This window comes from Bradyrhizobium sp. NP1 (assembly GCF_030378205.1).
GTDB lineage: Bacteria > Pseudomonadota > Alphaproteobacteria > Rhizobiales > Xanthobacteraceae > Bradyrhizobium.
The window spans coordinates 6,552,628-6,570,715 of record NZ_CP127385.1 but is presented as its reverse complement, the minus strand read 5'-3'; the positions used below and the strand labels follow the sequence as shown (position 1 = coordinate 6,570,715).

Genomic DNA, 18,088 nt, shown 5'->3' with positions numbered 1-18,088 from the left:
CAGGGCAGGGCAGCGACCGGCGTGTGCCGGACGCTATGAACGTTATTGTTCTTTTGTTCCGCTATCGCATCGGGTCGTGATCGAGCAGCCGCTTCGCCGATGCCTGGAGTTGAGCCTTGTGCTGGTCCCAGCGATCGCACAGCAAATGCCCGTCGCGCTTGACGATCCGTCCGCCGATCAGAACGGTATCGACGTCGCTGCCTTGCGCGTAATAGACGACGGCCTGAACCGGATCCTGCGCCGACACCATGTGTGGCCGGTCCGTTCGGATCAGGATGAGATCAGCCTGCTTTCCAGGCGTGAGCGTGCCGATCCGGTGGTCGAGCCGCATTGCCTTGGCATTGTTCAGGGTTGCCCATTCGAGAGCCTCGCGGGTCTTGACGGACACCTGGCTGATCGGCGAGCCGCCGGTGCCAACCGGCTGATTGCGGCGTGCGAACTCGGATGCGGAGCCGTCCGCCTCCATGCGCTTGACAGTAGCCTGATTGTCGAAAAGGCGTTGGGCGCGCAGCGCAAACCGCATGACGTCGAACATGTCGCCGCGGGCGGCGACTTCGCTGTCGATCGCGATCGACGGAAAGCCGCCCATTCGCTTGACCCGTCCGGTCAAGGGTTCGCTGACGTGAAAGTGCAGCTCGACGGCCGCGGTCGATGTCACGGAGGCGCCGTGGTCGACGATGACCTTCAATTCGTCGTCGGCAATATAGTTGCCGTGCACCAGATTGTGGTCTTCCCCCAGCAGCCCCTCGCCAGCGAGCGTGCGATAGCCGCCGGAGACGAGGCGGTTGGGACGGCCCCAGACGTGGGCGCTGGTGAGCAGGTCAAATTCGCGCGCCAGGCGAAAATCCTGCCGGCAAACCTCGATCGTCGAATAATCCGGCCCGAGAATGGCCATCGCGAGCGTGACCAGCCCGTCATCGCCCGAGAGCCGCTGCTTGCGCAGCCGCGCGATCTCGGCGACCGGGTGAGGGACCTGCGAGAAATGCGGCTCTCCCGGCTTCTGTTTCGGTTTCACGGTGCCATGGCCGAACAGCGCGCGAATGCCGGATTCGAACAGCGCGTCGATCGCGGCATCGGTATGGGCAGGCGTCGCGTTGTTGTGGCACCAGTCGAAGATCGTGGTGACGCCGGCATCGATCTGCGCGAGCGCGCCGACCAGCGTCCCGATGTAGGTGTCTTCGGGCGCGTAGCGCGGCGCGAGCGTCTGATGGAAGAAGTTGAAATAGTCGGAGCCGGCCCAGTCGCCGCCGAGACCGCGCAAGGCCGTCTGCCAGGAGTGAATATGCGCGTTGATTAGGCCCGGCAGCACGATCTGGCCGCCGGCATCGATGGTTTCGTCGGCTTTGGCGTCGATGCGGGGTGCGATCTCAGCGATACGATCGCCGACGATCAGGATGTCGCCGGTCGCGAGATCGCCGATGGCGGGATCCATGGAGATGATGCAGCCATTTGTGATGAGGGTGCGTTTCATGCCGAGAAATTCGCTCGATTTGGCGGGGACGGGGTGAGGCGGGTCCGGATGGCGTCAATCCACGCGGACCCAGCGCAGGTTGAAGCTTGAATTGGGAAGCTGGTGGACGTGGATACTGTCCTTCATGCCCCATATCAGCATGGGCTGAAGCAGCGGAATCTGCGGCAAGTCCTGGCGGTGCAGCGAGAACGCCTCGTAGAGGTATGCGAGCCGCTTTGCGTCGTCGGTTTCGCGGGCGACAAGCTCTTCGAGTTCATCCATCCGCTTGTTGCTGTACAGGCCGGCGTTGAAGAAACCCTTTTTCTCGTCGCGCGAATGCATGATGGTGTGAAGGTAGCTGTGTGCATCGATCGTGCCGACCGCCGTCCAGGCGCCGACCCACATGTCGGTTTCGGCATTGTTCATCATCGGCAGCCAGCGTGACGCCGGCACCGATTGCAGATCCACCTTGATGCCGGCCTTGGCGAGCATGCCGACGAGCGCGATGCAGATCGCCTGGTCGTTGACGTAGCGATCGTTGGGACAGACCATCGAAGCCTTGAAGCCGTTGGGGTAGCCTGCCGCGGCGAGAAGCTTCCTGGCGCCCTCGATGTCGTAGGGTTGCGCGCGCCGGCCGAAACGCTTGTCGTACCCCTGATGATATGGCGACATCAGCACCGTCGCCTCGGTCGCCTTGCCCCGCATGATGCGATCCACCAGGGTTTTGGTGTCGATCGCCTGGTAGAGAGCCTGGCGGACGCGGATATCCTTGAAGGGGTTCGGCTCGCCGGTTGTGAGCTTGTCCTGGCCGATGCGCATGCCAAGATACATCGTGGTGATGTCGGGTCCCTCGACGATCTTGAAGCCGCCGGACTGCCTGATGCGGTCGACGTCTTGCAGGGCGACCGGATAGATCATGTCGACTTCGCCCGAGAGCAGGGCGGCGACGCGCGTCGGCGATGCCTTGATCGGACGGAAGGTGACCTCGGTGAGGTTATGCTCCTTGCGCGCGGCGTTCCACCACGTCGTGTTCTCCTCGAGCACGATCTTGCTGTCAGGCTCATAGCTCCTGAGCGCGAACGGTCCGGTGCCAAGGATGTGACGCAGGGTGTAGCTTTCCTGGCCCTTGGTCGGATCGACCGGCGCCAGCGCCGCGTGCTCCTCCAGCCACCTCTTGCTGAAAATCAGGACGTCGGTGAGGTCTCGGGTCAGGATCGGATACGGCCCGCTGGTCAGGATGTCGACGGTCAGGTCGTCAATCTTTTCGACAGACTTCGCGCCGGCCAACGCGCCGCGATAGGGCGAGGCCTCGTTCATGCCGCGTTCGAACGTCGCGACGACGTCATCGGCGCCGAACGGGTAGCCGTTCGAGAAGGTCGCGTTCTTGCGCAGCTTGAAGCGCCAGCGGTCCGGGGCGACCAGCGACCAGCTTTCAGCGAGTACCGGCTCGATCTGCAGGTCTTTGCCGTAGCTGACCAGCGGTTCCATGATGTTGGCAAGGAAGGTGCGGGTAAACACCACCCGCCGCGCCTGCGGATCCAGCTCATTGATGTCGGTCTGGAACGCCCAGCTGAACGGCTTGGACCATGCCGGACTTGCGCCCGCGGCGAATGCGGCGATCAGCAGGCAGGCTGCCGCTGTCAGTTGTCGGGATGCGCGTCGCATTCGAGATCGTCCTCCACCTTCGCCGCTATGGATGCGGCCCGTCGAATTCCTGATTCCAGCTTTCGGTGACCGCATGGCAGGCGACGCTGACGTCGTCCTCGCGTTGCGTCACCGCCGGCGCGACCTTGCGGCAGACATCCCGCGCCAGCGGGCAGCGCGGATGAAAAACGCATCCTTGCGGCAGATCGATCGGGTTGGGCACTTCGCCGGTAATCGGACGGCGATTGCGGCCGGACATCTCGATGTCGGGCACCGTGTCGAGCAGAAGGCGGGTATAGGGGTGGCGTGGCCTGGAAAAGATGGCGTCGGTGGGGCCGATCTCGACCAGCCGCCCGAGATACATCACGCCGACCCGATGCGAGACGTGGTAGACCACAGAGAGATTGTGGCTGATGAAGAGATAGCCGAGCTTCAACCGCTCCTGCAGCTCGGTAAGCAGGTTGAGGATCTGCGACTGCACGGACACGTCCAGCGCCGAGGTCGGCTCGTCGCAAACCAGAAATTCGGGATTGCTGGCGAGCGCGCGGGCGATCGATATGCGCTGTCGCTGCCCGCCGGAAAATTCGTGGGGAAATTTCTGCGCATCTTCCGGCCGCAACCCGACCTGGGTCAGGAGTTCAGCCACGCGTGCCTCGATCGCGGACCGCTCGCAGGTGAGCGCGAAGGCCCGCATCGGCTCCGCGACGATCTGCGCGACGCGCCATCGCGGATTGAGGCTCGCAAAAGGGTCCTGGAAGATCATCTGCAGGCGACGTCCGAACGGCCTCAGGTCACGACGCCGGCGCAGCCGCGAAACCTCGGTGCCGTCGATATAGACCGCGCCGCTATCCGGCCTGTGCAGCCCGGTTACGAGTCGCGCGACGGTCGATTTGCCGCAGCCGGATTCGCCAACCAGGCTCAGGGTCTGGCCGCGATCAACCGAAAAGCTGAGACCGTTGACGGCGTGCACCCGCGCACCCCGCCGGCGATGGCCCAGTGCGCCTTCTGAAAGCGCAAAGCTCTTTGCGAGGCCTTCCACGCGAAGCAGCGGGTGGTTGTCGCTGGCGGCGGTCACGGCAGCGCCTCCATTTCCAGATGAAAACACGCCGCCTGCTGCGCCGCCGTCTGCACCAGGGCCGGGACGGTCGAGCGGCAATACGCATCCGCTTTTCCGCATCGCGCGGCGAAGGCACATCCCGCGTGCGCAAACGGCGGCCGCGGCATTGCGCCCTCGATCTGGACCAGACGGCGCCGACGATGGCCAATCCTGGGGATCGCGCCGATCAGCCCCCTCGTATAGGGATGGCACGGCCGCTGAATGATGTCGGCGGTGCGGCCGATCTCGACGATGCGGCCGGCATACATCACGGCGACACGATCGGCCGTCTCCGCGATCACGCCCATGTCATGGGTGACCAGGATGATCGCGATGCCGTTCTCTCGGCATAGTTTGCGCAGCAGCATCATGATCTGTGCCTGGATCGACACGTCGAGCGCGGTCGTCGGTTCGTCGGCGATCAGCAGTTTTGGCTCGGCGCACAGCGCAAGCGCGATCACGACACGCTGGCGCATCCCGCCGGAAAGCTGGTGCGGATAATGTCCGATGCGCTGCTCGGGGGCGGCGATGCCGACCTGGCGTAGCAGGTCGAGGGCACGGCGTTGCGCTTGCGCGGCCGTCAGCGGAAGATGCACCCGGATGGTTTCGACAAGCTGGTCGCCAATCGTGAACAGCGGATCGAGGCTCGTCAGCGGGTCCTGGAAGATCACCCCGATCTCGCGTCCGCGTACGTGGCGCAATGCCTGTGGCGCGAGATGGTCGATGCGCCGTCCGCCGAGCTCGATGGCGGTGGCGGAAATCCGGCCCGGAAAATCGACGAGCCCGGCAATTGCCATGCTGGTCAGGCTCTTTCCTGCGCCGGATTCGCCGACCAGACCGAGGATCTCGCCGGCGCCGAGCTCGAACGAGACGTCATGCACGGCCGTCATCGGGCCGTCATGCCGGTCGAACAGCACGCACAGATTGCGCACGGCAAGCAGAGGGGGGAGTGGATGGGTCATGTTCGCAGGCGGGGATTGAGCACGTCGCGCAGCCAGTCGCCCAGCACGTTGAACGAGAATACCAGTGCGATCAGCACGAGGCCTGGAAAGACGGTGATCCACCAGACGCCCGAAAACAGGTAGTCGTTGCCGATCTTGATCAGCGTGCCCAGCGAGGGCGTGGTGGGTGGAACGCCGGTGCCGAGAAACGACAGCGTCGCTTCGGTGAGGATAGCCATCGAAAGGTTGACGGTCGCGAGCACCAGCACCGGACCGAGCGCGTTCGGCAGCACGTGTCGCAGCATCACCGCGAATGGATTGAGGAACAGCAGGTGCGCCGCCTGCACATATTCCTTCTTCTTTTCCACCAGCACGGAAGCGCGCATGGTACGGGCGAACAGCGCCCATTTCGACAGTGCGATCGAGACGATCAGCACGGGGATGCCGACGTCCTCGTGACGCTGGGCCGGAATCGCCGCGCGCGCCACGCCGTCGATCAGCAACGCGATCAGGATCGGCGGGAAACTCGCCTGGACATCCACGATCCGCATCACGACGGTGTCGATCCAGCCTCCGAGATAGCCGCTGATCAGTCCGAGCGCGACGCCGACGACAATCGCAATTGCAATGCTGATCAGGCCGACCAGCATCGAGATACGCAGGCCGTAAAGGATCAGGGCGAGGATGCTGCGACCCTGATCGTCGGTGCCGAGCAGATATTGCCGCGTTCCTTCGGCCATCCAAGCCGGCGGCCGCTCGGAATTGACGATGTCGTAGCTTGCCGGGTCGTAAGGATTCTGCTGGGCGAGGTGCGGTGCGAACAGCGCCAGCGCCACAAACGTCAGTGCGAGGATCGCAGCGACCACCGCCGCCGGTGACGTGCGAAAAAGCCGGAACACGTCGCTGCGCCAAAGCCGCCGCATGGCGGACGAAGGGGCGGGACGTGCCAACTGCGCGGCCTTGATCGTTATGGTCAAGCCGCCGCCCCGCCGGTTGCCATCCCGCCGCGCAGGCGCGGGTCGATCAGGACGTACAGGATGTCAACGATGACGTTGATGCCGACGAAGAACGCCGCCACCACCATCAGATAGGCGGCCATCACCGGCACGTCGACGTTGTTGATCGACTGGACGAACAGGAGTCCCATGCCCGGCCACTGGAAGACCGACTCGGTCACGATCGTGAACGCGATCAGGCTTCCGAGCTGCAGGCCCGCGACAGTCACCACCGGCATCAGGCTGTTGCGCAATGCGTGGCGAAAATGGATCAGCCCGTTGGGCAGGCCCCGGGCCCTCTGAAAGCGAATGAAATCGGCGCGAAGCACCTCCAGCATCTCGCCGCGAACCAGTCGCATGATCAAGGTCATCTGAAACAGGCCGAGCGTGATCGACGGCATCAGCAGCGACTTCAGCCCGCTCAAGGTCAGGAACCCGGTTGTCCAACAGCCGAGCCGAACGGTTTCGCCGCGCCCGAACGAGGGCAGGAGGTTGAAGGTGACGGAGAACAGGAGAATGAGAAGCGTTCCCGTCATGAAGGTCGGCATCGACACACCGACCAGCGACATCGTGTCGACCAACCGCCCGATCCAGTTGCGGCGGTTGAGCGCAGCGGCGATGCCGAGCGGAATGCCGGCCGCGATCGCAAACAGTGTCGCGCAGAACACCAGCTCCAGCGTCGCCGGCAACCTTGAGAAAATCATGGCTCCGACCGGCTCCCGCGTCCGGTACGAGAGGCCGAAATCGCCGCCGGCGGATCGGAGCAGGTAACGCGCAAACTGCACCGGCGCGGGGGCATCGAGGCCGAGCTGCACGCGCAGTTGCTCGCGCATCTCCGCGGGATCGTCGACGCCGAGCATCATCTCCACGGGATCGCCGACATAGCGAAACAGCGCGAAGGAGATCGCGCCCACCGCGAGCATCACCACGGCGGCCTGCAGCAGGCGATTGGTCAGAAAGCGCAGCATCCGTGCCCCTGGCTCCTCCGCGACACCGCGCAGTGGATTACCGCCGCGACCGTGTCGATTGATCTTGTTCTATATGCAGAACAATGTTCTATATACGCGATTGTGTGGACTCGATCCCGGTGTTGTCAAGAGGGCAGGAAGTGGCGGGCAAGCAGCAGACGACGAGAAGCCGCCTTGACGTGGAGCAAGCCGTTCCGGCGGTCGCCAAATGCATCGCGATCCTGCGCTATCTGGACGGGCACGGCAGCGAGGGTGTGAATCTGTCTGAGATCGCCGCCGATCTTGCCATCACCAAGAGCCATTGCTTCAACATTCTGCGTACGCTGAATGCCGAGGGTTGGGTCGTTTACGATGCCGATCGGCGCCGCTACAGCCTCGGCGCTTCGCTGTTGCGCGATCTCGCTCGTCTGACCGGGCGCCGCGACTTCTCAGCGCAGGTGCACGACGAACTGGTGCGGCTGTCGGCCGAGACCGGGTTGCCGAGCATCCTGTGCCGGGTTGACGAGAGCGACGATTTCGTCGCGGTCGACAAGGTCGAGCGCGCGGGCGAACTGCTCGCGGCCGTGCATGTCGGATTCCGGTATCCCTGGGATGCGCCGACGCAGCTGCGCGCGCGGCTGGCGTTCAGCTCGCCTGATGCCATCAAGGCCGCGCTGCGTCGCAAGCCGCGCGCGTATACGCCGCATACGCTGACCCGGCGGCACGACCTGCTGGCCGAAATCAGGATGACGTCGCAACGTGGCTATGCCGTCGGTCGAAGCGAATACACGCCGGGGATCATGACGCTGGCGGCACCCGTCCGCGACGGGCTGGGGCGGGTGGCTTTCGTGCTGCAGACGCCCGGTATTCAATCGGTGCTGGAGCCGCGCGAAAAGAAGGTTGCCGCCGTATTGCTGGGCGCCGTGGGTCGCATCGAGGCGGTCCTCTGAGTCATGGGGTTCCGACTTCTCAGGAGCTCGATCACCGAACGCTGCGCGCGGCCCTTCGCCTCTGGCTCCAGTGCCGGAGACGATCGAGATAGAGATAGACCACCGGGGTGGTATAAAGCGTGAGGATCTGGCTGAGGATCAGCCCGCCGAAGATCGCAATGCCCAGCGGCTGGCGGAACTCGCTGCCCTCGCCCAAGCCGATCATCAGCGGGACCGCGCCGAACAGGGCGGCCATCGTGGTCATCATGATCGGCCGGAACCGCATCAGGCAGGCTTCGTGGATGGCGTCGGCCGACGACAGCCCGCGCTGACGCTCGGCGTCGAGTGCGAAGTCGATCATCATGATGGCGTTCTTCTTCACGATGCCGATCAAGAGGATCACCCCGATCATCGCGATGATGTCGAATTCCGTGCGAAAAAGCATCAGCGCCAGCACCGCGCCAACGCCGGCCGAGGGCAGCGTGGACAGGATCGTGAGCGGATGAATGTAGCTTTCGTAAAGCATGCCGAGCGTGATGTAGATGGTCGCGAACGCCGCGATAATGAGAAACGGCTCGCTCGCCAGCGATTGCTGAAAGATCTTGGCGGCTCCCGCAAACCCGCCGTGAATGCTCGCCGGCATGCCGATTTGGCTCATGGTCGCCTCGATTGCCGTGACCGCGGTGCTCAGCGAGACGCCCGGCGGGAGATTGAAGGAGACGGTGCTGGCGACCAGAAGATCCTGATGGTTGACGACCAGCGGCGTTTCATCCTGTGCAAACCGGGCAACGCTGGACAACGGAATCATTGTCTCCGGGCTGGTGCTGACGGCTGTCCCGGTCGACGAGGCTCCCTTGCCGGCGGCGCCGATCGAGTTGGTCGCGAGATTTCGCACCGCATTTGCCGCGACCGAGCTGACCGAGGTCTTCTGCGATGGCGAAACGACCGTTCCGGCCACCGCGTTGGTGGTCTGTGAGCCGCTCGCTGATCCGCCCGACGTGCTGACATAGACCTCGCTCAACGTCTGCGGATTCTGCGAGTAGGGCGGCGCGACCTCCATGATCACGTGATACTGGTTGCGCGCGACGTAGATCGTCGAGACCTGTCGCTGCCCGAAGGCATCGTAGAGCGTGTTGTCGATCTGGCCGACCGTCAGCCGGAGGCGGGCGACGGCATCGCGATCGATGATCAGATTCGATTGCAGAGCCTTGTTCTGCTGATCGCTGCTGACATCGGCAAAAGTCGGCACGGCCTGAAGCGCCGCGACGAGCTTCGGTGTCCATTCGTTCAGCTCATCGAACGTCGAGCCTTGCAGCGTGTATTGATACGCGGCGTTGCCCGAACGTCCTCCGGCCCCGAGATCTCCGATCGACTGCAGGAACAGCGTGGCGCCCGCCACCGCCGCCAGCTCGCCGCGCAGCCGGGCGATCACCTGCTCGGCCGGCAATTTGCGTTCGCCGAGCGGCTTCAGCGATGCGAACACCGTGCCGGTGTTGGTCGAGCCGCCCGGACCCGGACCGCTGCCGCCGGTGAAGCCGACCACGGTGTCGACCGCCGGATCGCTTTTGACGATGGCAATGAATTGTGTGAGCTTCTGTTTCATCAATTGAAACGAGGTATGCTGATCGGCCTGGATCGATCCGATCAACAGACCAGTATCCTGCTGCGGGACGAAGCCCTTCGGGACGACCCCGTAGAGATGGAAGTTCAGGCCCAGGGTCGCGATCAGGATCAGCATCACCGAGCGCGGATGACGCAGCGCGATGGCGAGCGACCGCCGGTAGCCGTTCAACATGACATCGAAGACGCGCTCGCTGGCCCGATAGATCCACCCGTGAGTCTGGTCGCGATTTCCACGCAGCAGCACGGCGCACATCATCGGTGTCGTCGTCAGCGAGATCACGAGCGAGATCACGATGGCAATCGTGATTGTCATGGCGAATTCGCGGAACAGGCGGCCGACCAGGCCACCCATCAGCAGGATCGGGACAAAGACCGCGATCAATGACACGCTCATCGACAGCACTGTGAAACTGACCTCGCGGGCGCCAAGCAGCGTGGCATCCAGCGTCGACTTTCCCGCATCCATGTGACGCGTGATGTTTTCCAGCACGACGATGGCGTCGTCCACCACAAATCCGGTCGCGACCGTAAGCGCCATCAGCGAGAAGATGTCGAGGCTATATCCCAGCAGATACATGACGGCGAAGGTCGCAACCAGCGACACCGAGACCGCTACCACCGGCACCAGCGTCGCGCGCGCGTTGCGCAAGAACGCAAACACCACGAGAATCACCAGGGCGACGGCGATGACCAGCGTGATTTCGACGTCCCGCAGCGATGCCCGGATCGTCTTCGAGCGGTCGACCGCGAGGTTGATGTCGATAGCGGGCGAGACCGACGCCCGCAACTGCGGCATTAGCGTCTTCACGCGGTCGACCATCTGGATGATGTTGGCGCCGGGCTGCCGGTACACGATCATCATGACTGCCGGCTTGCCGTTGGAAAGGCCCAGCGTGCGCACGTTTTCGACGGAATCGACGACATCGCCGACATCTGTCAGGCGCACCGCCGCGCCGTTGCGGTAGGCAACGATCAGCGACTTGTAGTCCTCCGCCTTTCTGGCCTGATCGTTGGAATAGATCTGGTAGCGCCGGTTCCCGACATCGATGCCGCCCTTCGGGCTGTGCGCGTTGGCACTGCCGAGCGCGGCGCGAACGTCCTCCAGCCCGATGCCGTATTTGTACAGCGCCGAAGGGATCAGCTCGACGCGCACGGCGGGCAGCGATCCGCCGCTGACGGAGACCTCGCCGACCCCCTCGACCTGCGAGAGCTTCTGGGCGAGCACGGTTGAGGCGGCGTCATAGAGTTCGGCCGGCGTCAGGGTGTCCGACGTCAAGGTATAGATCAGGATCGGTGCCGATGCGGGATTGAACTTGCGGTAGGTGGGATTGCTCCGCAGACTGCTCGGCAGGTCGGCGCGCGCTGCGTTGATTGCCGCCTGAACGTCACGCGCCGCGCCGTTGATGTCGCGATCGATGCCGAACTGCAGATTGATGCGAGCGGAGCCGAGGAAGCTCGCCGACGTCATTTCGGTGACATCGGCGATCTGGCCAAGGTGACGTTCAAGCGGGCTCGCGACCGTTGCGGCCACGTCGGCAGGACTGGCCCCGGGCAAGGTTGCTTGCACCGAAATGGTCGGAATGTCGACATCGGGTAGCGGCGAGACCGGCAGCTTGAAAAATGCAATTGCGCCCGCCACCACCAGTCCCAGCGACAGCAGCGTGGTGGCAACTGGACGGCGGATAAAAAGGGCGGAGAGACCCATGACGTGCACGATCGACGTTTTTGCGGGTCAGCTTCTAACCGGCGGCGCCTCGAATGCAAGCGCCGCACTATGTCACACGGCGTCGCCACACGCCCGCCGCGATTGCCTGACCCGAATAAATGCGCAAAAACCCGAATAAAGGCGCCAAAAAGGGCGCCAAACGCTGAATTGCCGGCTTTTCGAGGCGATCGCGCTGGCGGCGAGGCTGCTCCGGGCGCAGCGCCCGCAAGCTAGCCGGCTGATCTCACAATCCGAGTTCGGAGACGATCTTGGCCGAGGAAGCCTTCAACAGCGGCACGTAGCTCAGCGCCGTTTCGACGGACATGCGGAAGCTCGGGGCATGGATCGACAAGGCGGCGATCACCGTGCCGTCCGATCTGCGGACGGGCACCGCCACGCCGATCAGGCCCAGATGGTATTCCTCCTTGTTGATCGAAAGGTCGTTGGCGCGGATCTTGCGGCATTCGGCTTCCATTTCGTCGAGGCCGACGAGCGTGTTGCCGGTGAACTTTTGCCGCTGGATGCTGCCGAGCAGCGCCTTGCGGTTGCGTTCCGACATCTGGGCGATCAGAAGCTTGCCGGACGCGGTCGCGTGGATCGGAACGCGCGAGCCGGCCTGCAGCTGCATGCGCAGCGGCCAGTCGCATTCGACGCGCTCCAGATAGAGCACTTCGTGGTTCTGCAGAACGGCGAGGTTGCACGACTCCCATGGCTGATCCGGGCCTGACCGGCGGCGGTGTCGATCGCAGGTATCCTCCCTGCTGGCGGGCGGCTTGATCCGCTAGCCTGCAAGCACATAAGCCTGGCCCTTCCACAGGGAAGGGCGGGCCGATCGAGGCTCTATAGCCAATCTTCATTGTTACGAGGAATGCGCGGCCATCCACCTGCGGTATTGGGCGGACCGGCGATTCACGTCCAGTCGTTCAATGACAAAGGCGAGCAACGGCCAGACGTTGGGATTCGTCAATCGCCCGAGACTGGTCGCCCGCAGCTGGTACTTGATGCTTGCCATGTAGGCCCGTGCTGCCAACAGCTTGTGCCGCCACGTGACCGGCCGAAGCTTCGCTTCCACATCCTTTCCCTGGCGCCACAGAGCCGGCAGTCGTGGTTCGATGGCCAGCGCCGAGGCCATCCCCGCCACCGAGATGCCGCTGGCCAGGACACGTTCGACGATCTCGAGCCGACCGATGCCACCGGTCACCATCAGCGGCATGCGCGCGGTCGACAGCATCTCCTTCGCAAATTCCAGGAAATACGCTTCACGCGCCAGCGTGCGGCCATCGCGGGCTTCGCCTTGCATGGCCGGCGCCTCGTAGTTGCCGCCGGAGATCTCCACCAAATCAATGGGCAGTGCGTTGAGCATCTCCAGGACACCGCGCGCGTCGGCCGTATCGAAGCCGCCACGTTGAAAGTCCGCCGAATTGAGTTTGACGGCAACGCAAAATGCCGGGTGCACCTGGGCACGCACAGCCTCGATAACCGTCCTCAGCAAGCGTGCCCGATTGTCGAGTGATCCGCCCCAGCGGTCGGTCCGCCTGTTGCTGAGGGGCGAGAGGAACTGGTTTATCAGGTAACCATGCGCTGCGTGGATCTCGACGCCGGTGAAGCCGGCTCGCTCCGCCAGAGCCGCGGTCCGCGCAAACCGCCGCACCACGTCATCGATCTCCTGCTCGGTCATTTCCCTAGGAATCGGGAACATGCGCGACAACGCCCCGAGCTCGAGCGGTATGGCTGACGGAGCGACCGTCGGTTGGCCCAGGTTCGCGGGGACCTGACGGCCGGGATGGTTGATCTGCATCCAGAACTGACCGCCCTTGCTGCGTCCTATCCGCGCCCACTCGCTAAACCTGTCGAGGTGCTTGTCATTCTCGAGCACGATGCCGCCCGGCCCGGTGAGAGCGCGGCGATCGATCATGACGTTGCCGGTGAGGATCAAGCCGGCGCCGCCGTCGGCCCAGGCCCGATAGAGGCGAAACAGGTCCTCGGATGGCAGGTGTTCGTAGTCAGCCATGTTTTCTTCCATCGACGCTTTTGCGAGGCGATTGGAAATCACGGCACCATTGGGCAAAACCAGGGGAGTGAAGGGGCTCATGTGAATGGCTCGGGTGTTTGGGTGCGCTATCAAGTGTGTTCGCGCTGGCGGGCTGCGTCGGCTTGCCTGGAAACTTCCCGTTGGCGCGCCGCGATGCGATCGGAGGCCAGGGATTGCGCAATCGCGGGTCTGGTCTCTTCGTCTGACATACGATATTGTCAGAATTAAATATCTGACAATAGCTATTGTCAAGTAGCTCGAGCAGGCAGGATGATGGTGACGGAACGGCAGTACGGAGGGCATTCCGCCGAGGCGCGGCGGCTGGCACGGCACGAGCGGCTGATCGAGGCGGCGATCCGCGTTTATGGTGAGGTCGGCTACCGTAACGCGACCGTGAAGGCGGTGTGCGAGGCAGCAGAGCTCACCGAGCGCTATTTCTACGAATCATTCGAAAGCAGCGAGGCGCTGCTGATTGCCGCCTTCCGGACCGTTTCGCATCGATTGATCGATTGCCTCGACCGGGTCCGGGCTGAGCACGGCGGTGGAGCGGACGAGCGTTGCCATGCGGTGCTGCGGACCTATTTTCAGGCGCTGAAGGACGATCCTGTCGGCGCCCGGCTGTTCGTGCTGGAGATCTCCCGCGTCGGGCCGGCCGTCGATGAGGCAGGAGCGGCGCTGCTTCGCGAGTTCGGCGAGTTGTTGTCGCGAACGCTCGTTCCAAACGCCAGCGCAAGATTGAAGAGGGGGGAGCTCGTGCGTGCCGGTGTGACCGGCGCGGTGCTGGAAATTACGAAGGTTTGGATTCGCGGTGGTTATGCAAAGAGCGTCGATGCGGTCGCCACCGACGCGCTGAAGATCTGTCGTGTGCTGGCGGAGTAGTCGCAATCCGGGCGAACGTCGTCTCTGCGGTCCCCGCCATGTCCGCACCCGCAGATGACCCGGTCGAATTTCAAGCTAACCATCGATGCCAGAGGCGCTCAGCGATAATATGGCTCGGACTTGCGGCGACAGAGGCCGACGGCGTTCTACCGAAGCGAAGAGGCTGCGCTCATGAAAATGTGGCACATCGGATTTGCGTTTCCGGCCGGCATGGTCGCGGCGACGTTCCTGGCTGCAGCAAATCTGCCTGCCCGCGAGAGTGCCGCGCCGTTCTCGCCGGCGACGCTCGCCGAGATCGCCCGCCTGGAAGCTGAAATTGACCGGATCGAGACGGATACTTTGCAGCGCCTGAAGTCCCTCCCTGACAATCAGGTCCAGCAGATCGAACTGCTCGGCAAGCTGCTGCTCTACGACAAGGAACTCTCGGTCAATCGTAACGAGGCCTGCGCATTCTGCCACATGCCGGAAACCGGGTTTACCGGGCCGATCTCGGAGATCAACCGGACAACAGGGGCCTATCCCGGGTCGGTTCGGACCCGTTTCAGCGAACGCAAGCCGCAGACCCACACCTATGCGCCGCTTGCGCCGGTGCTGCACTACAATGAGGGCCAGGGCGATCTTGTGGGCGGCAATTTCTGGGACATGCGTGCGACCGGGCGGCGCCTCGGCAATCCTGCGGCCGAGCAGGCCGAAGGTCCGCCGACCAACCCGACCGAGATGGGTCTTCCCGACATTGCATGTTCGGTCTATCGCGCCTCGCAACGTCCCTATCGCGGCTTGTTCGAAGCTGTGTGGGGCGCACAGGCGTTCGCAATCGACTGGCCGACCAACGTCGAAGGTGTCTGTAACACCCCTGGTCCGCCGGCCGCCGGCGACCCGACGCCCGTGCATCTGAGCATGGTCGATCGCGGCCGCGCCGCCACGACGTTCGACCAGATGGCGCAGTCGATCGCGGGCTACGAAGCCTCCCACGAAGTCACCGCGTTCTCGTCGAAATACGATGCCGTGCTCGCCGGTAAGGCGCAGTTTACTCAACAGGAGCAGCAGGGTTACGAGGTGTTCCGCGGCAAGGGCCGATGCAACGAATGCCACCGCGACGGCGGACCCGGAGAAGACCCGCTGTTCACGGATTCCACCGCGAGCAACATTGGGACACCAGCCAATCCGGGGCTCCCTTACTACATGGAAGATGCGCCGGACGATCGCGGCTATGTCGCGAACAACAAGGGTTCCTCGTTCGTGGATGGCGGCGTCGGCGCCTTCCTCGCGAACGGCCATCCGCTCAGCCAGCCATCCGCTGTCGATGCGCGCTGGAAGACACTGGCATCGGGTAATCAAGGACGCTTCAAGGTTCCCACACTGCGCAATGTGGACAAGCGACCGGCGCCCGACTTCGTGAAAGCATACGGCCACAATGGCTACTTCAGGAGCCTGAAGCAGATCGTCCATTTCTACAATACGCGCGACGTGCTGCCGCGCTGCGCGCCGCGCGATCCGCGCGAAGGGACCGGTTGCTGGCCGGTCCCTGAGACCACCGAAAACATGAACAAGAGCAAGACTGGAAACCTGGGTCTGACCGACCAGGAGGAGGACGCGTTGGTGGCTTTCATGCAGACGCTGACGGACGGATATGCGCCGACCCAGAAATAGCCCCGCGAATTCGGCTGACGTCGTTTTGTGGGTGCTACGGGAGCTTCGATGTCATGGAATGGCGATCCGGACGACGCCCCCCGTTGGGCTGTCCCAACACGAACCGGGCCCTCTCGGAGTTGACGAGCGTCGGATGACGGCAGGACGATGGTGACGCCCGCACAGCTGCTGCGCTCACGGTCTGGCGAAAGAGGATGTGATTATCAACCGCGGCGAAACACTGTGTTCGCGCCTTCGTGTCTTCTCCTGGGTGGGCCGTTCTCGTAGTTTCCGCGCATGAAAGCGAGATGGAGCCATGAACAAGATCAGCGTCGTGTCGACTTGGTTAGGAATTCTCACCTGCATTGTGATTGTGTTCGCCACGATAGCGCACGCTGCCAAAACCGATCCTGTCGGTCACGTAACCAGCGGCTATGCCGCGTTTCACGGTATCGCTCCGCCGTTCAACCGCTAGCTCATGGCCGGCGCTTGCGCCGGCCATGTTCTCCATGCGGTTGTCCGAAGTTTGCGAAGCCGGTGCGTGTTACCGACGGCGAGCCTGTTATTGACCTCACTCGGCGGGTGTTTGGGCAGCGGCCGTCGCAATCCGTTCGTGGATGAGTCGGGCGACGCCTGTGTGCACAATGGCCGCGATGATGGCGCCGACGATTGGGGCCACCAGGTAGAGCCAGGCATCGTTGAAATTTCCGGTCGCGACCATCGGGCCGAGCGCCCGCGCGGGGTTGAAGGCTGCGCCCGTGAGTGGTCCGCCCATGATGATGTTGAGGGTCAGCGTCATGCCGATCGCCAGCGGCGCGAAATTTCCAGCGCGGCCCGCGACCGCGGTGCTGAGCACGACCGTGCACAGGAAAAAGGCGAGGACCGCCTCGATCGCAAAGCCCGCCCAGGGCGTGACCGTGAGGGTCGTATTGCCCAGGGCCAGGTCGTGCGCGAGCATCGGCGTGCCGAGGCCGGTTGCCGTACCCCCAAGCACGGCCCGCAGCAACAGCGCGCCAAGGAGACCGCCCACAAGCTGGCTGGCGATGTAGCCGGCCGCCTCGCCCGCACGCATGGCGCCGGCAGCGAGGACGGCGGTCGTGACGGAGGGGTTGAAATGGCCACCAGACACGGAGCCGTAGGCGAAGGCAAAGACCATGACGGTCAAACCATGGGCAAAGGCGATCGCGGCGATGCCGGGCAAGCCGACACCATCGCCGAGCACGGCCGCGGCGCCGGCGCCGATGAATATGAGCGAGAAAGTGCCGATGAACTCCACGAGGAGCCTGGGTGCGATCCGGTCAGACATTGAAAACTCCAGAGATGAGATGACGGCTCGGCACGGTCAGGTGAGTACCGGGCAACGCACATCGATTGGGGGGCGACCGGTGGCGCGGGAAAGTGCCGCCGGTCGGCGAAGCGGGTGCGTCTGCTCCACGGCGATGGTCTGCGGCGGCCGCTTCGTGTTGCTTTGGATTTGGAGGCGTCACCGCGCTCGCGCCCGTCACGGGCCTGCAGCCGCCGCATCAATTGGTTGATCGACGTTTTCGCTGCCCGCTTGGAGCAAGCGGGCAGTGCCAAAGAAGAAGTCAGGCCTTATGGCATCTCGTTTCCAGCCCGACCTCTTCGAGCGCGGTCACGCCAGCGTTGGATGCGGACCGAATCGATCCGGTCTGCTACTGGCGCTGCGATGCGGACGATCAATAGACCGACGCAGGTTCGCACGGCGGGCCATTGTCCCAGGGATCCGAAGCGAACGCCCCGACAGCGGGAGCCCGGATGCAGGAACGCCCGTCGGCATAATCGGTGCCGGACTGAGTCGTCACGGCGGCCTGGTGCCGCACGGCGACGTGGCCCTCACGAGCCATCGCCGGAGTTGCGAAGGCGGCTGCAGCAATCAGCGCAGCCGATAGAAGTTTAACCTTGGTCATTTGATGTCTCCGTTAGACGTGAAAAGCCAACGACGATTGGCCCATCTCGGGAAGTGGGGCAGGGGTCGAGGGATTAAAGCAACATTTCATCACGTTCCTTCAACGCCGTGCGAGGTCGGCACATCGTGCGATAACGAACTCCGGCGCCTGCTGATGGGCTTGAACGAGCGCGGGCTCGCCGATGTCGCTGCGGCGTGCCAGGCGATGACACCGCTGTCACGCGGCGGTTCGAGGTCGCAGGCTGCGCGGACTCCCGTCGAACCGACGTCCGGAACTCTAAATTGGTTTTT

15 protein-coding genes are annotated in these 18,088 nt (G+C 63.6%); 4 read left to right on the top strand and 11 right to left on the bottom strand.

The window, feature by feature from the left end; all coding sequences use genetic code 11:
• Window positions 1-61: 61 nt before the first annotated feature.
• From QOU61_RS31790 to QOU61_RS31765, 6 genes are read right to left on the bottom strand one after another with little or no spacing between them, the layout of a single operon-like run.
• Window positions 62-1,471 (bottom strand): amidohydrolase family protein, encoded by a 1,410-nt coding sequence (locus QOU61_RS31790; protein ID WP_289655134.1) that lies wholly within the window; start codon window positions 1,469-1,471, stop codon window positions 62-64.
• A 54-nt stretch (window positions 1,472-1,525) separates the two neighbouring features.
• Complete coding sequence (locus tag QOU61_RS31785; RefSeq protein WP_289655133.1) at window positions 1,526-3,115, bottom strand: ABC transporter substrate-binding protein; 1,590 nt, start codon at window positions 3,113-3,115, stop codon at window positions 1,526-1,528.
• A 25-nt stretch (window positions 3,116-3,140) separates the two neighbouring features.
• A complete protein-coding gene (locus QOU61_RS31780; RefSeq protein WP_289655132.1) occupies window positions 3,141-4,169 on the bottom strand; it encodes an ABC transporter ATP-binding protein in 1,029 nt (342 codons plus the stop codon).
• Window positions 4,166-5,152, bottom strand: a complete 987-nt coding sequence (locus tag QOU61_RS31775; protein WP_289655131.1) for an ABC transporter ATP-binding protein — start codon at window positions 5,150-5,152, stop codon at window positions 4,166-4,168. Before QOU61_RS31775 ends, QOU61_RS31780 begins: the two co-directional genes overlap by 4 nt.
• Window positions 5,149-6,096, bottom strand: coding sequence for an ABC transporter permease (locus tag QOU61_RS31770; protein WP_502876990.1), 948 nt, complete (start codon window positions 6,094-6,096; stop codon window positions 5,149-5,151). Before QOU61_RS31770 ends, QOU61_RS31775 begins: the two co-directional genes overlap by 4 nt.
• An 8-nt stretch (window positions 6,097-6,104) precedes the next feature.
• Window positions 6,105-7,094 (bottom strand): ABC transporter permease, encoded by a 990-nt coding sequence (locus tag QOU61_RS31765; RefSeq protein WP_289655129.1) that lies wholly within the window; start codon window positions 7,092-7,094, stop codon window positions 6,105-6,107.
• Between the two features lie 140 nt (window positions 7,095-7,234).
• Between QOU61_RS31765 and QOU61_RS31760 the strand changes: the two genes are divergently transcribed.
• Entirely contained in the window at window positions 7,235-8,023 is a 789-nt protein-coding gene (locus QOU61_RS31760; protein WP_289655128.1) for an IclR family transcriptional regulator, read from the top strand.
• A gap of 31 nt (window positions 8,024-8,054) precedes the next feature.
• Here the strand turns inward: QOU61_RS31760 and QOU61_RS31755 are convergent, their stop codons facing one another.
• The 3 genes from QOU61_RS31755 to QOU61_RS31745 all read right to left on the bottom strand — a co-directional run bounded on the left by QOU61_RS31755 (window position 8,055) and on the right by QOU61_RS31745 (window position 13,422).
• The gene (locus QOU61_RS31755) at window positions 8,055-11,330 is read right to left on the bottom strand and encodes an efflux RND transporter permease subunit (protein WP_289655127.1); all 3,276 of its coding nucleotides are present in this window, start codon (window positions 11,328-11,330) and stop codon (window positions 8,055-8,057) included.
• Window positions 11,331-11,574: 244 nt separating this feature from the next.
• The gene (locus QOU61_RS31750; protein ID WP_289655126.1) at window positions 11,575-12,000 is read right to left on the bottom strand and encodes an IclR family transcriptional regulator; all 426 of its coding nucleotides are present in this window, start codon (window positions 11,998-12,000) and stop codon (window positions 11,575-11,577) included.
• 189 nt (window positions 12,001-12,189) lie between these two features.
• Entirely contained in the window at window positions 12,190-13,422 is a 1,233-nt protein-coding gene (locus tag QOU61_RS31745) for an NADH:flavin oxidoreductase/NADH oxidase family protein (protein WP_289655125.1), read from the bottom strand.
• 210 nt (window positions 13,423-13,632) lie between these two features.
• Here QOU61_RS31745 and QOU61_RS31740 point away from each other — a divergent pair, with 210 nt between their 5' ends.
• From QOU61_RS31740 to QOU61_RS31730, 3 genes are all read left to right on the top strand, one after another.
• Window positions 13,633-14,241, top strand: coding sequence for a TetR/AcrR family transcriptional regulator (locus QOU61_RS31740; protein ID WP_289655124.1), 609 nt, complete (start codon window positions 13,633-13,635; stop codon window positions 14,239-14,241).
• A 171-nt stretch (window positions 14,242-14,412) separates the two neighbouring features.
• A complete protein-coding gene (locus tag QOU61_RS31735; RefSeq protein WP_289655123.1) occupies window positions 14,413-15,891 on the top strand; it encodes a cytochrome-c peroxidase in 1,479 nt (492 codons plus the stop codon).
• Window positions 15,892-16,186: 295 nt separating this feature from the next.
• A complete protein-coding gene (locus QOU61_RS31730; RefSeq protein WP_289655122.1) occupies window positions 16,187-16,345 on the top strand; it encodes a hypothetical protein in 159 nt (52 codons plus the stop codon).
• A 96-nt stretch (window positions 16,346-16,441) separates the two neighbouring features.
• On the opposite strand, the gene QOU61_RS31725 is transcribed toward QOU61_RS31730, so the two are convergent.
• The gene (locus QOU61_RS31725) at window positions 16,442-17,176 is read right to left on the bottom strand and encodes an MIP/aquaporin family protein (RefSeq protein ID WP_289655121.1); all 735 of its coding nucleotides are present in this window, start codon (window positions 17,174-17,176) and stop codon (window positions 16,442-16,444) included.
• A 391-nt stretch (window positions 17,177-17,567) separates the two neighbouring features.
• Entirely contained in the window at window positions 17,568-17,798 is a 231-nt protein-coding gene (locus QOU61_RS31720; protein WP_289655120.1) for a hypothetical protein, read from the bottom strand.
• Window positions 17,799-18,088: the final 290 nt, after the last annotated feature.